This window comes from Nocardioides sp. zg-1228, from assembly GCF_017086465.1.
GTDB lineage: Bacteria > Actinomycetota > Actinomycetes > Propionibacteriales > Nocardioidaceae > Nocardioides.
The window spans coordinates 3,788,866-3,801,486 of the sequence record NZ_CP070961.1 but is presented as its reverse complement, the minus strand read 5'-3'; the positions used below and the strand labels follow the sequence as shown (position 1 = coordinate 3,801,486).

The 12,621-nt window shown below is 72.7% G+C and carries 13 protein-coding genes; 6 read left to right on the top strand and 7 right to left on the bottom strand.

The window, feature by feature from the left end; translation table 11 throughout:
* Window positions 1–124: 124 nt before the first annotated feature.
* Genes JX575_RS18280 through JX575_RS18265 form a run of 4 tightly spaced genes read right to left on the bottom strand, consistent with a single transcriptional unit; the run spans window position 125 to window position 2,672 of the window.
* Complete coding sequence (locus tag JX575_RS18280; protein WP_186339466.1) at window positions 125–820, bottom strand: response regulator transcription factor; 696 nt, start codon at window positions 818–820, stop codon at window positions 125–127.
* Window positions 821–871: 51 nt separating this feature from the next.
* Window positions 872–1,735 (bottom strand): fructosamine kinase family protein, encoded by an 864-nt coding sequence (locus JX575_RS18275; RefSeq protein ID WP_186339465.1) that lies wholly within the window; start codon window positions 1,733–1,735, stop codon window positions 872–874.
* Window positions 1,735–2,277, bottom strand: a complete 543-nt coding sequence (locus tag JX575_RS18270) for a low molecular weight phosphotyrosine protein phosphatase (protein ID WP_241005249.1) — start codon at window positions 2,275–2,277, stop codon at window positions 1,735–1,737. Before JX575_RS18270 ends, JX575_RS18275 begins: the two co-directional genes overlap by 1 nt.
* Window positions 2,278–2,282: 5 nt before the next feature.
* The gene (locus tag JX575_RS18265; RefSeq protein WP_186339463.1) at window positions 2,283–2,672 is read right to left on the bottom strand and encodes a phage holin family protein; all 390 of its coding nucleotides are present in this window, start codon (window positions 2,670–2,672) and stop codon (window positions 2,283–2,285) included.
* A 64-nt stretch (window positions 2,673–2,736) separates the two neighbouring features.
* On the opposite strand from JX575_RS18265, the gene JX575_RS18260 reads away from it, so the two are divergent.
* Window positions 2,737–3,312 carry a VanZ family protein gene (locus tag JX575_RS18260; RefSeq protein WP_186339462.1) on the top strand — a complete coding sequence of 192 codons (576 nt, stop codon included), beginning with the start codon at window positions 2,737–2,739 and terminating at the stop codon, window positions 3,310–3,312.
* A gap of 10 nt (window positions 3,313–3,322) precedes the next feature.
* A complete protein-coding gene (gene hisC / locus JX575_RS18255) occupies window positions 3,323–4,423 on the top strand; it encodes a histidinol-phosphate transaminase (RefSeq protein WP_186339461.1) in 1,101 nt (366 codons plus the stop codon).
* 45 nt (window positions 4,424–4,468) lie between these two features.
* Here the strand turns inward: hisC and JX575_RS18250 are convergent, their stop codons facing one another.
* Window positions 4,469–5,749: an MFS transporter gene (locus tag JX575_RS18250; protein ID WP_186339460.1), complete on the bottom strand. Its 1,281-nt coding sequence runs from the start codon at window positions 5,747–5,749 to the stop codon at window positions 4,469–4,471.
* Complete coding sequence (locus JX575_RS18245) at window positions 5,746–6,306, bottom strand: helix-turn-helix domain-containing protein (RefSeq protein ID WP_241005248.1); 561 nt, start codon at window positions 6,304–6,306, stop codon at window positions 5,746–5,748. The genes JX575_RS18250 and JX575_RS18245 overlap by 4 nt, the downstream gene beginning before the upstream one ends.
* 72 nt (window positions 6,307–6,378) lie before the next feature.
* Between JX575_RS18245 and JX575_RS18240 the strand changes: the two genes are divergently transcribed.
* The 4 genes from JX575_RS18240 to JX575_RS18225 all read left to right on the top strand — a co-directional run bounded on the left by JX575_RS18240 (window position 6,379) and on the right by JX575_RS18225 (window position 11,295).
* A complete protein-coding gene (locus JX575_RS18240; RefSeq protein WP_186339459.1) occupies window positions 6,379–7,368 on the top strand; it encodes a glutathione S-transferase C-terminal domain-containing protein in 990 nt (329 codons plus the stop codon).
* A 219-nt stretch (window positions 7,369–7,587) separates the two neighbouring features.
* A complete protein-coding gene (gene pdhA, locus JX575_RS18235; RefSeq protein ID WP_241005460.1) occupies window positions 7,588–8,745 on the top strand; it encodes a pyruvate dehydrogenase (acetyl-transferring) E1 component subunit alpha in 1,158 nt (385 codons plus the stop codon).
* A complete protein-coding gene (locus tag JX575_RS18230; RefSeq protein WP_186339457.1) occupies window positions 8,742–9,725 on the top strand; it encodes an alpha-ketoacid dehydrogenase subunit beta in 984 nt (327 codons plus the stop codon). The genes pdhA and JX575_RS18230 overlap by 4 nt, the downstream gene beginning before the upstream one ends.
* A gap of 10 nt (window positions 9,726–9,735) precedes the next feature.
* Complete coding sequence (locus tag JX575_RS18225) at window positions 9,736–11,295, top strand: dihydrolipoamide acetyltransferase family protein (protein WP_186339456.1); 1,560 nt, start codon at window positions 9,736–9,738, stop codon at window positions 11,293–11,295.
* Between the two features lie 258 nt (window positions 11,296–11,553).
* On the opposite strand, the gene JX575_RS18220 is transcribed toward JX575_RS18225, so the two are convergent.
* Complete coding sequence (locus JX575_RS18220) at window positions 11,554–12,504, bottom strand: NAD-dependent epimerase/dehydratase family protein (protein ID WP_186339455.1); 951 nt, start codon at window positions 12,502–12,504, stop codon at window positions 11,554–11,556.
* Window positions 12,505–12,621 lie beyond the last annotated feature (117 nt).

The window sequence follows — 12,621 nt, the reverse complement described above, 5'->3', positions numbered from 1 at the left end:
GGGGTCCCCGCGGCGTTGTTCGGGGGAGCGCAGCGGAGGAGAGGAACGTCGTGGGGTGTTCATGCGGGGTCCCCGCGGCGTTGTTCGGGGGAGCGCAGCGGAGGAGGGCAACGTCGTGGGGTGTTCATGCTTCCTTCAGGACGTAGCCGACGCCGCGCACGGTCTGGATCAGCCGTGGCTCGCCCGCCGCCTCGGTCTTGCGGCGCAGGTAGCCCACGTAGACCTCGAGCGAGTTGGCGCTGGTCGGGAAGTCGTAGCCCCAGACCTCCTCCAGGATGAACGAGCGGTCGAGCACCCGGCGCGGGCGGCGCATGAACATCTCGAGCAGGGTGAACTCGGTGCGGGTCAGCTCGATCGGGCGCCCGCCGCGCGAGACGTCGCGGCTGGCGACGTCCATGGTGAGGTCGGAGAACGTCAGCACCTCGCTCGCCGCGTCGCCGTCGGGCACCACGCGCCGCAGCAGCGCGCGCAGGCGTGCCAGCAGCTCCTCGAGCGCGAACGGCTTGGTGAGGTAGTCGTCGGCGCCGGCGTCGAGGCCCTCGACCCGGTCGCCCACCGCGTCGCGCGCGGTCAGCACCAGGATCGGCACGTCGTTGCCGGCGGCGCGCAGCGCGCGCGTCGTCTCGATGCCGTCGAGCCGCGGCATCATCACGTCGACGACCACCACGTCGGGCTGGTGCGACCCGACCGCCACGAGCCCCTCGGCGCCGTCGGCGGCGAGCACCACGTCGTAGCCGTTGAACTCCAGCGACCGGCGCAGCGAGTCGCGCACGGCGCGGTCGTCGTCGACGACCAGCACGCGGGGCCTGGACTCACTCACGTCGCAAGGATGCCACCGCCCCCTGAAGCCACGCTGAGGAGCGCGCGCGGGTCAGGCGTATCGGGCCGCGACCGCCCCGGCGCGGGCGCCGTAGCCGCCGCCGAACATGCACGCGTGCACGAGCAGCGGGAACAGCTGGTGGATCCCGAGCCGGTCCTCCCAGCCATCGGCCAGCGGACGCGCCTCGTCGTACGCCGCCATCACCCGCGGCAGGTGGGTGAGCCCGAAGAGGTGCAGCATGGCCAGGTCGAGCTCGCGGTGCCCGCCGTGGGCCGCCGGGTCGATGACGTGGATGGCGAGGTCCTGGCCCCACAGGCAGTTGCCGTTCCACAGGTCGCCGTGCAGCCGGGCGGGCTCCTCCTCCGGCAGCAGGCTGCTCAGCCGGCCGATCACCGCCTCGACGTTGGCGGCGTCGGTGTCGGTGATCGCCCCGCGGTCGCGGGCGAGCTTGAGGTAGGGCAGCACGCGGCGCACGGCGTAGAACTCCGCCCACGAGTCGGCGGTCCTGTTGGGCAGCGGGAGCCGGCCGATGAAGCCGTCGTGGTCGAGGCCCCAGCCGTCGGCGCCCGCGGCGTGCGTCACGGCGAGCTGCTGGCCGAACGTGACGGCCGCCTCGACCGGCGTCTTGGCGCTCTGCTCCACCCAGGCCAGCACCAGGCAGTCGGGCGCCGCGGCCAGCAGCTCGGGCACCGGCACCCCGCCCTCGACCTGGCCCAGCCACCGCAGGCCCGCGGCCTCTGCCTCGAAGAAGCCCTCGGGCGCGTGCGGCAGCGTCTTCATCAGCGCGGTCTGCCCGTTGGACAGTCGCAGCCGCGTCGCGGTGGCGATGTCGCCGCCCGCCACGGGCGAGGTCGCGACCACGGCCGTGCCGAGGAGCTCCTCGGCACGCCTGGCGACCAGCGGCTGGCGAGCCATCAGGCCCTGCCCCCGCCCGCCGGGTCGCTCCTCTGGTCGCTCGTCTGGTCGGGGTCGAGGGCTCGGGGGAGGGCCGCCACGATCGCATCGCTCGTGCGCTCGACCATCGCCAGCACCTCCTCGAACCCGTCGTCACCACCGTAGTACGGGTCCGGGACCTCACCACCCGGATCGACCGGATCGAAGTCGCGGAACAGGCCCACGCGGTCGGTGCGCCCACCCACGTCGGCCAGGTTGGCCTCGTCCATGACGAGCACGAGGTCGTACGCCTCGGGCCAGGTGGCGTCGTACTGCCGGGCGCGGTGCCGGCTGGCGTCGTAGCCCGCCGCCGTCAGCGTGGCCGCGGCGCGCGGGTCCATCGGGTGGCCGACGTGCCAGTCGCCGGTGCCCGAGGAGGCCACCTCCACCCGGTCGTCGAGTCCGGCGTCGGCCAGCCGGGCCTCGAGCACGACGTGGGCGGTGGGCGAGCGGCAGATGTTGCCCAGGCAGACGAGGGCGATCCGGTAGCGACCGGGACGGCGGGCGGGCGGGAGTGCGGGCACCCGCATCAGTCCAGCGCCGGCAGCGCGGCCCGCACGCCCCAGCCGACGACCGTCACGATGACCGAGCCGACCAGCGCGCTCCAGAAGCCGTCGACGTGGAAGCCGAGGTCGAAGGCGCCGGCGAGCGTGGCGGTGAGCATGAGCATCAGCGCGTTGATCACGAGCAGCAGGAAGCCCAGCGTCAGGATGATGAACGGGAGCGAGAGCAGCTTGACCACGGGCTCCACGAACGTCGAGACGAGGCCGAGGATCACCGCCACGAGGAGCAGCGGCAGGATCTTCTCCTGCAGCTGGGCCTGGCCGCTGTCGGGTCCGTCGAACCAGATTCCCTTCAGCATCCAGGCGGCGACGGCCAGCCCGGCGGCGTAGGTGAGCAACCACGTCACGAAGCGCATGCCGACGACCCTAGCCAACCCGTGTGGGCCGGGGAGGGCCTCCGTCCCCGTTACCCTCGCCGTCGTGGTGACCATCGGAGGGGTGGGCGTGATGGCGCTCGGCGCGCTGGCCGCCGCGGTCGTCGCCCTCCTCGTCGCCCTCGCGGTCCGTCCGCTGCTGGGCACCGCGTCGGCGGTGTCGTTCGCCGGGCTGTCCTGGTCGCTGGTGGTGATCGCCCTGGTCACCCTCGTGCCGACCCGACCGGACGTGGGGATCGTGCCGGCGGAGGGCCGCAGCGAGGCGTGCTCGTGGGACTACGGCGGGCCCTCGGGGGCGGCGTTCGAGGTGTTCGGCCTCGACCAGCGCACCCTCAACGTGCTGCTCTTCGTGCCCGCCGCGGTGTTCCTCGTGCTGGCGGTCTGCCGCTGGTGGGCAGGTCTCGTGCTCGCACCGCTCGGTCTGGCCGGTCTGGCCGCCTACAGCCTCGTCATCGAGATGGTCCAGCTGCAGCTCGCCCGCCTCGACCGGGCCTGCGACGTGACCGACATCGTCGACAACGTGCTGGGAGCCGGCATCGGCTTCGTGGTCGGTGTGGTGCTCCTCCCGGTGGTGCGGCCCTGGCGGGGCCGCCGCCGACCGGAGCCGAGGCCGGCTCACTAGGGTGCGGGGCATGCCCTCCACCCCCGCCGACACCCCCGCCGAGTCCCCCCGGCCGCGGCCCAACGTGCTCGCGATCCCCACCTACGTCGCCGGCAAGCCGCCCGTCGCGCGGGCCGGGCTGGCGTCCTACAAGCTCTCGTCCAACGAGAACCCCTACCCGCCGCTGCCCGGCGTGCTGGACGCGGCGACCGAGGCCGCCGCGCAGATGCACCGCTATCCCGACATGGGCAGCACGGCGCTCTATGCGGCGCTCGGCGAGGCGATGGGCGTCCCGGTCGAGGACCTGGCCGTGGCGACGGGATCGGTGGCGCTGATCTACCAGCTCGTCCACACGTTCTGCGAGCCCGGCGACGAGGTCGTCTACGCCTGGCGCTCCTTCGAGGCCTACCCGATCGCCGTCACCGCCGGCGGCGCCACGAGCGTGCAGGTGCCGGTGACCGCGGACGGTCGCCACGACCTCGACGCGATGGCCGCCGCGATCACCGACCGCACCAGGTTCGTGCTGGTCTGCACGCCCAACAACCCCACCGGCCCGGCGGTGACGCAGACCGAGCTGGACGCGTTCATCGCGAAGGTCCCGCCGCACGTCGTCGTGGTGGTCGACGAGGCCTACCTCGAGTTCGTGCGGATGGACGACCCGGTCGACGGCCTCGCGACCTACCGCCGACACGACAACGTGGTGCTGACCCGCACCTTCTCCAAGGCCTATGGGCTGGCCGGCTTCCGGGTCGGGTACGCCGTCGCTCCCGCACCGCTGGCGGGCGCCCTGCGCGCGGTGTCGCTGCCGTTCGGCGTCAGCCACGTCGCCCAGGCCGCCGCCATCGCGTCCCTGGAGGCGCAGGCCGAGCTGCTCGAGCGCGTCGACGACCTCGTGGCCCGACGCGCCGACCTCGTGACGCGGCTGCGCGAGGTGGGCTGGGAGCTCCCCGACGCCCAGGGCAACTTCGTCTGGCTCCCGCTGGGCGAGCGGGCGCTCGACTTCGCCGCGGCCTGCGGCGAGCAGGGGATCTCGGTGCGTCCCTTCGCCGGCGACGGCGTGCGCGTGAGCATCGGCGAGCAGGAGGGACTCGACCGCGTCGTCGAGGTCGCCGCCCGCTTCGCGCCCGCCTGAGCGACCCGTGGACGCGCGGACCTCGCTCGCCCCGTCCCGCCCCGTTCAGGCGTGGGGTGGCGGAGGGGTGCCGGGCAGGGTCCGCGCGCCTGCGTCCGGGGTCCGGTCCATGCCCCGGAAGGACGGCACCCGCGTCGGTGCCATCGTGGTCAGGGCGTAGACCGCGCCGGCGACCAGCAGGGCGGGGGAGATGCCGAGCCCCGCGACCGCGAGGCCGCCCAGCACGCCGCCCAGGGGCATCAGCGACCAGCAGATCGCGGTGTTGAGCGACGACACCCGTCCCACCAGGGGTGCCGGGATCCGCTCGAGGATCACTGCTCCGAGGATCGGGTTGAGGCAGCCCGACGCCACGCCGGCGACGGCCGTGACGGCGAAGACCAGCCACAGCGGCGACTCCAGCGCCAGCACGACGTAGCGCGGGGCACCGGCGACGAGGAACGCGATGACGTACGTCCGGTAGCGCGGCAGCGTCTCGCCCCAGCGTGCCGCGGCGAGTGCGCCCAGCACCGAGGCACCGCTCATCACCGCGAAGAGCGTGCCGAGCACCGCCACCCCCGCCCCGGACTCCTTCGCCCAGACGGGCGCGAGGACCGCCGCGTAGGCCTGGTCGACGAGGTTGGTGACCGCGACCATCGCGCAGATGGCGATCAGCACCGGCTCGGTGCGCAGGAAGTCCCAGCCCTGCCGCAGCGCCCGGCCGTAGGACGTGGCGTCGGCCTCGGCGTCGGCGGCCACAGGCCGGCCGAGACCCGAGGTGGCGACGGCGAAGACGACGAAGGAGACCAGGAAGGACGCGGCGTCGACGTAGAGCGCGTCGGCGGCGCCGACGCTCGCGACGAGCAGTCCCGCCAGCGCCGCGCCGGCCATGGTGGAGGTGCGCTCGACCGCGCTCGCGAGCCCGGCCACCCGCTCCAGGGACCAGCCGGCGACGCGAGCGATCTCGGGGCTCATCGCCGCCTTGCCCGCATCGCCCGGGCCGCGCAGCGCGCCCGCGACCGCGACCAGGGCCAGGAGCGTCGGGAAGCCGAGCAGCCCGAGCCCGTGCAGCAGGGGGATCGCGGCCACCACGACGGCGGACAGCAGGTCGCACGCCAGGGTCACGCGGCGCGGGCCCACCCGATCGAGCAGCGGTCCGCCCAGTGCCTTGAAGAGGACCAGTGGCGTGATCTCGGCGGCGGCGACCAGACCGGTCTGCGTGGCGGAGCCCGTCGTCGAGAGCACGAACCAGGGGATCGCGATCATCGAGATGCGCGTGCCGACGAACGAGATCCCCTCCGCCGCGAGCCAACCGACGAGCGGCGTACGACGGGTGGTCGGCGCGGTCACGACCCGCCCCACCGCTGCCCGGGCCGCGGGAAGGCGTTGAGGTTGACCACGAACGCCGCGGCGTCGTCGCCGTCGGACTCGTCGGTCTCCTCGATGAGGGAGGTGAGCGACTGCACGAGCCGCTGCGCCTGCGCCGGGGTCAGGCTCAGCTCCCAGTCGCTCAGCGTGCCGACGTGCCGCCACTGCGGCGGGAGGGCGGCCATCTCGGCGATCGCAGCCCGCATGCGGTCGGCGTAGATCAGTGCCACGGTGGTGAGGTAGGCCTCGACGTCGCTGTCGACGACGCCCTCCGCGCGCAACTCCGTGCGGGTGCTGTCGTGGGACGCTCGCCACCAGCGGTCGCGGCCGTTGCCGCGCTCGGCGTCCTCCTCGATGAACCCGTGCCGCGCGAGCTGGCGCAGGTGGTAGGACGTGGCTCCGGTGTTGAGGTCCAGGCGCCGCGCCAGCGTCGTCGCCGTGGCGGGCCCGTCGCTGCGCAGCAGACCGAGCATCCGCAGGCGTAGGGGGTGGCTCAGGGCCCGGAGCCCCGCGATGTCGGGCGAGATGGAGGACGACACCGCTGCACCGTAAACAGCCAACGACCCTTTGCAAAGGGTTGTTGGGGGATTGGTGCGGGTTATGGTTGAAGAATGAACGACACGGCGACCTACACGACCAAGGGCAAGCCCTTCGAGCGGGACATGTCCTACCTCCCGGACCGCGTGCTGGCCGGCGAGCGGTCCGCCGATCCACTCGACGACACGTTCCCCAGCGGGTCGAAGGACAGCCCGCGCGACGTCCCGGTCTGGAAGGCCGAGCCCGGCCGCTACCGGCTCATCGCCGCCCGGGCGTGCCCCTGGGCGCACCGCTCGATCATCGTCCGCTCGCTCCTGGGCCTGGAGGACGCCATCTCGTGGGGGGCTCCCGGTCCCACTCACGACGCGCGCAGCTGGACGTTCGACCTCGACGAGGGCGGGCGCGACCCGGTCCTCGGCATCGAGCGCCTGCAGGAGGCCTACTTCGCCCGTGAGCCCGACTACCCCCGCGGCATCACGGTGCCGGCCATCGTCGAGGTCGAGTCGGGCAAGGTCGTCACCAACGACTTCCCGCAGATCACCCACGACCTGTCCTTCGAGTGGCGCGAGCACCAGCGCGCCGACGCCCCCGACCTGTGGCCCGCGGACGTCCGCGAGGAGATGGAGTCGGTGATGAGGCGCGTCTTCACCGAGGTCAACAACGGCGTCTACCGGTGTGGCTTCGCCGGCTCGCAGGAGGCGTACGAGGACGCGTACGACCGGCTGTTCACCGCGCTCGACTGGCTCGAGGACCGGCTGGCCGAGCGCCGCTACCTGATGGGCGACGCCATCACCGAGGCCGACGTGCGGCTGTTCACCACCCTGGTGCGCTTCGACGCCGTCTACCACGGGCACTTCAAGTGCAACCGCAACAAGCTCACCGAGATGCCCCACCTGTGGGGCTACGCCCGCGACCTCTTCCAGACGCCCGGGTTCGGCGACGAGGTCGACTTCGACCAGATCAAGAAGCACTACTACGTGGTGCACACCGACATCAACCCGACGCAGATCGTGCCGGTCGGGCCCGACGAGTCGGGCTGGCTGACCCCGCACGGCCGCGGCTGACGGGCGCCTCCGACTTCGGTAGGCGCGGTCTGGTCCGGTCACCGGCGCCGGCTCCTCCGGTGACGGACCCGATTGGTGCTGTCCGGGCCCCGGCCGATACGTTGAGCCCCACCATGTGGTCGGGGTCACACACGCCCGCGACCACACTGTGAGCGTCGGCGTCCGGCGATCCCGAGACCGCCGCTGCCCGATTGTGAGGAGAGTGCGTTGTCCGATCCTGTGAGCTTCGGCCCCGACCTTGCGGAGGTCTTCGGACCGTCCCAGTCCGACGGTGGCGCCGACCTCGTCCAGCTGCTCACGCCCGAGGGCGAGCGCGTGCACCACCCCGAGTTCGACCACGACTTCTCCGCCGAGGAGCTGCGCGGGCTCTACCGCGACATGGTGCTGACCCGGCGCATCGACGTCGAGGCCACCGCGCTCCAGCGCCACGGCGAGCTCGGCATCTGGGCCCAGCTGCTCGGCCAGGAGGCCGCGCAGATCGGCGCCGGCCGCGCGCTGCGTCCCCAGGACTACGTCTTCCCGACCTACCGCGAGCACGGCGTGGCCTACTGCCGCGGCGTCGACCCGCTGCGGCTGCTCGGGCTGTTCCGCGGCGTCGACCAGGGCGGCTGGGACCCCAACGAGAACAACTTCGGGCTCTACACGATCGTCATCGGCGCTCAGACCCTCCACGCCACCGGCTACGCGATGGGCATGCAGCGCGACGGCGTCGTCGGCACCGGCGACCCCGAGCGCGACGCGGCGGTGATCGCCCACTTCGGCGACGGTGCGTCCTCCCAGGGCGACGTCAACGAGGCGTTCATCTTCGCCGCCTCCTACAACGCCCCCGTGGTGTTCTTCTGCCAGAACAACCAGTGGGCGATCTCCGAGCCGATCGAGCGGCAGACGCGCATCCCGCTCTACCAGCGCGCGCTGGGCTTCGGCTTCCCGGGCATCCGCGTCGACGGCAACGACGTGCTGGCGACCTACGCCGTCACCAAGGCCGCGCTGCAGCGGGCCCGCGAGGGCAACGGGCCGTCGTTCGTCGAGGCCTACACCTACCGGATGGGCGCGCACACGACCACCGACGACCCGACCCGCTACCGCCTCAACGACGAGCTCGAGCACTGGAAGCTCAAGGACCCGATCGAGCGGCTCAAGGTCTACCTGCGCCGCAACGGCCTGGTCGACCAGCAGTTCTTCGACGACCTCGACGCCGAGGCCAAGGAGCTGGGCCACCACCTCCGCGAGGGCTGCAAGGCGCTGCCCGACCCCAAGCCGCTCGACCAGTTCGACTACGTCTTCGCCGAGATGACCGACGAGATCGCCGCCCAGCGCGACCAGTTCGCCGCCTACCTCGCGTCGTTCGAGGGCTCTGCCGTAGGAGGGCACTCATGAGCACACAGAAGATCACCCTCGCCAAGGGCCTCAACATGGGCCTGCGCAAGGCGATGGAGGACGACGACAAGGTCCTGCTCATGGGCGAGGACGTCGGCAAGCTCGGCGGCGTCTTCCGCATCACCGACGGCCTGCAGAAGGACTTCGGCGAGGACCGCGTCATCGACAGCCCGCTCGCGGAGTCCGGCATCGTCGGCACCGCGGTCGGCATGGCGCTGCGCGGCTACCGCCCGGTCGTCGAGATCCAGTTCGACGGGTTCGTCTACCCCGCCTACGACCAGATCGTGTGCCAGGTCGCGAAGTACACCTACCGCTCGCAGGGCAAGGTGCGGATGCCGATCGTCATCCGCATCCCGTTCGGCGGCGGCATCGGTGCGGTCGAGCACCACTCCGAGAGCCCGGAGGCGCAGTTCGCGCACACGCCCGGGCTCAAGGTCGTCGCCTGCTCCAACCCGGTCGACGGCTACTGGATGATCCAGCAGGCCATCGCCCACGACGACCCGGTGATCTTCCTCGAGCCCAAGCGGCAGTACCACGCCGACAAGGCCGAGCTCGACGAGTCCGCGACCCCCGAGCCGCTGTTCACCTCGCGCGTCGTCCGCGCCGGGTCGGACGCGACGGTGCTGGCCTACGGCCCGACGGTGAAGACCGCGCTCAAGTGCGCCGAGGCCGCCGCGTCCGAGGGCCGCAGCCTCGAGGTGATCGACCTGCGCACGCTCTCGCCGCTCGACATGGGCCCGGTCTACGAGTCCGTACGCCGCACCGGCCGGTGCGTGGTCACCCACGAGGCCCACGTCAACCTCGGCATGGGTGCCGAGCTCGCGGCCCGGGTCACCGAGGAGTGCTTCTACTCCCTCGAGGCCCCGGTGCTCCGCGTCGGCGCGTTCGACATGCCCTACCCGCCCTCGCGGATCGAGGAGGAGTACCTCCCCGACCTCGACCGCGTGCTCGACGCCGTCGACCGCACCTTCGCGTACTGAGAGGAACGACGTGTCCGAATTCCTTCTCCCCGACGTCGGCGAGGGCCTGACCGAGGCCGAGATCGTGGCCTGGAAGGTCAACGTCGGCGACACCATCGAGATCAACGACGTGATCGTCGAGATCGAGACCGCCAAGTCGCTCGTCGAGCTCCCGTCGCCGTTCGAGGGCACCGTGCTGTCGCTCCTCGTGGCCGAGGGCGAGACCGTGCCGGTCGGCACGCCGATCATCGCGATCGGCGTCGAGGGCGAGGCGCCCGCGCCGTCCGCCCCGGTGTCGTCGGGCGCCTCGGCGCCCGCCGAGCAGACCGAGTCCGACCCCTACCTGGGCATGGCCGAGAAGGCCGGCGCCAAGGAGGCCGACGCCGCCGAGATCGACCTGTCCAACCCGGCCGCGTCCGGCTCGATGGAGGGCGCGTCCCTCGTCGGCCGGATCAAGGCCGACCGGGGCCCGATGCGCCGCGCCCGCCGCGGCTCGGCGTCGCCGAGCACCGTCGCCGGCGCGCAGACCCAGATGCAGGTCCAGGGCGCGTTCGCCCCGGGCGGTGCGCAGTCCGACGAGGTGATGCCGGCCGACGAGACCCCGGTGCCCGCCGTCGACCAGCGCCCCGCGCCGGCCGCGGCGCCCGCCGAGGCGCTCGTCCCGCCGGCCGCGCAGGCCGCGCCCGGCGACGTACGCGCCCTCGCGAAGCCGCCGGTGCGCAAGCTCGCCAAGGACCTCGGCGTCGACCTGTCCCTGCTGGTCGGCTCCGGCCCGGCCGGGTCGATCACCCGCGACGACGTGCAGAGGGCCGCCAACGGCTCGGCTCCCGCCGCTGCGTCATCCGTGCCCGCACCCACGGGCGCGCCGTCGTACGACGCACCGCGCGAGCGCGAGACCCGCGAGCCGATCAAGGGCGTACGCAAGATGATGGCGGCGGCGATGAGCCGCTCCGCCTTCACCAGCCCGCACGTCACCGAGTGGGTCACCGTCGACGTGACCGCCGCGATGCAGCTCGTGGCTCGGCTCAAGGCGCGCCCGGAGTTCCGCGACACCCGGGTCAGCCCGCTCCTCGTGCTCGCCCGCGCCGCCGTCCTCGCGATCAAGCGCACCCCGGAGATCAACTCCTACTGGGACGACGACGCCCAGGAGGTCGTGCTCAAGCACTACGTCAACCTCGGCGTCGCGGCCGCCACCCCGCGTGGCCTGGTGGTGCCCAACGTCAAGGACGCCGACTCGCTCTCGATGGTCGAGCTTGCGCAGGCGCTCGGCGAGCTCACCGCCACCGCCCGCGAGGGGAAGACCCAGCCGGCCGAGATGGCCGGCGGCACCTTCACGATCACCAACGTCGGCGTCTTCGGCGTCGACGCCGGCACGCCGATCATCAACCCCGGCGAGTCGGCGATCCTCTGCTTCGGTGCGGTCAACAAGCGCCCGTGGGTCGACGAGGAGACCGGCGAGATCGTGGTCCGCGACGTCACCACGCTGGCGCTGTCCTTCGACCACCGCCACATCGACGGCGAGAAGGGCTCCCGCTTCCTCGCCGACGTCGCGGGGCTGATGCACGACCCCGGCACCGCCCTCCTCTTCTGACGCTCAACCGGGGTCGAGTGGGCTCGTCCTGACGTTCAATCGGGGTCGAGTGGGCTTGTCCTGACGTTCAACCGACGTCGAGTGGGCGCATCCTGACGACAGGACGCGCCGACTCGAGCCTGTATCGCGGTCAGAACGAGCCCACTCGACGTGATTCGGCGGTCAGGACGAGCCGCCTCGACGTGTTTACGCGGTCAGGACGAGCCGCCTCGACGTGTTTACGCGGTCAGGACGAGCCGCCTCGAGCCTGTTTGTGCGTCACCGGGAGTGCCAGGCTGCGAGCACCTCGGCCTCGCGCTCGGCCGTCAGGGCGGTGACGGGGGAGTCGAGGCATGCCGGAGCCGTCTCCGAGGGCGGTCGCAGCCGGAGCCCGGCCGCCACGGCGGGGCCGGGGTCGTGGGCCAGCATCCCGGCGTACTCCGGTCGCGGCAGCCACAACGGCAGCGAGCCCTCGCCGGCCCACGGCACGACCCCCTGCTCCTCGAGGAACGACGAGTCGACCCAGGTGAGCGAGGGGCCCGGAGACCCGACGCCGGCCGCCACCTCGCTCAGGAGGTCGCCGAACGCCACCGGCTCGCCGACGGCGTCGTAGGTGCCGGTGGTGCGCGACTCGGCCAGCACCAGCAGCCACGCAGCGAGGTCGCGCACGTCGATCACCTGGACGACGTCGGCCGGTCGCCCGGGTGCCAGCACCTCGCCGCCGCGGGCGAGGCGCTGCGGCCAGTAGGCGAAGCGGCCCGTCGGGTCGCCGGGGCCGACGATCAGTCCGGGCCGCGCGATCACCCACGACGCGGCGCCCGCCTGCACGGCCCGCTCGCACGCGACCTTCATCCCGCCGTAGGCCTCCGGGTCGACCGCGAGGTCCACGTCCCCGTCGATCTGCTCGACCAACGGCTCCATCGCCGGCGACGAGTTGTCGGCGTAGACGCTGACCGTCGAGACGAAGACCCAGTGGGCGGACGACGTCGCCGCCACCGCGCTGCGCACCTGCGAGGGCAGCCGGCCCACGTCGACCACGGCGTCCCAACCGCCGTCGAGGAGCGCCGGCGGAGGCGCGTCGGCCCGGTCCCACGGCAGGTGCGTGGCCCCCGGCGGCACCGGCCCCGACGCCCCACGGCACGCGCACGTGACGTCCCAGCCCAGCGCCACGGCCCGGGTCGCGACCTCGCGGGACAGGTACCTGGTGCCACCGAGCACGAGAAGGTTCATGAGGTCACCCCAGCGGGTGAGATACTGCGCACGCAAGCAGTTTCGCTGTCGGCGCAACCGCGTGCGCCCACCCCTCTGTCGTACGCGTCCGCGTGCGTGAACAATGCATGCCCTCGG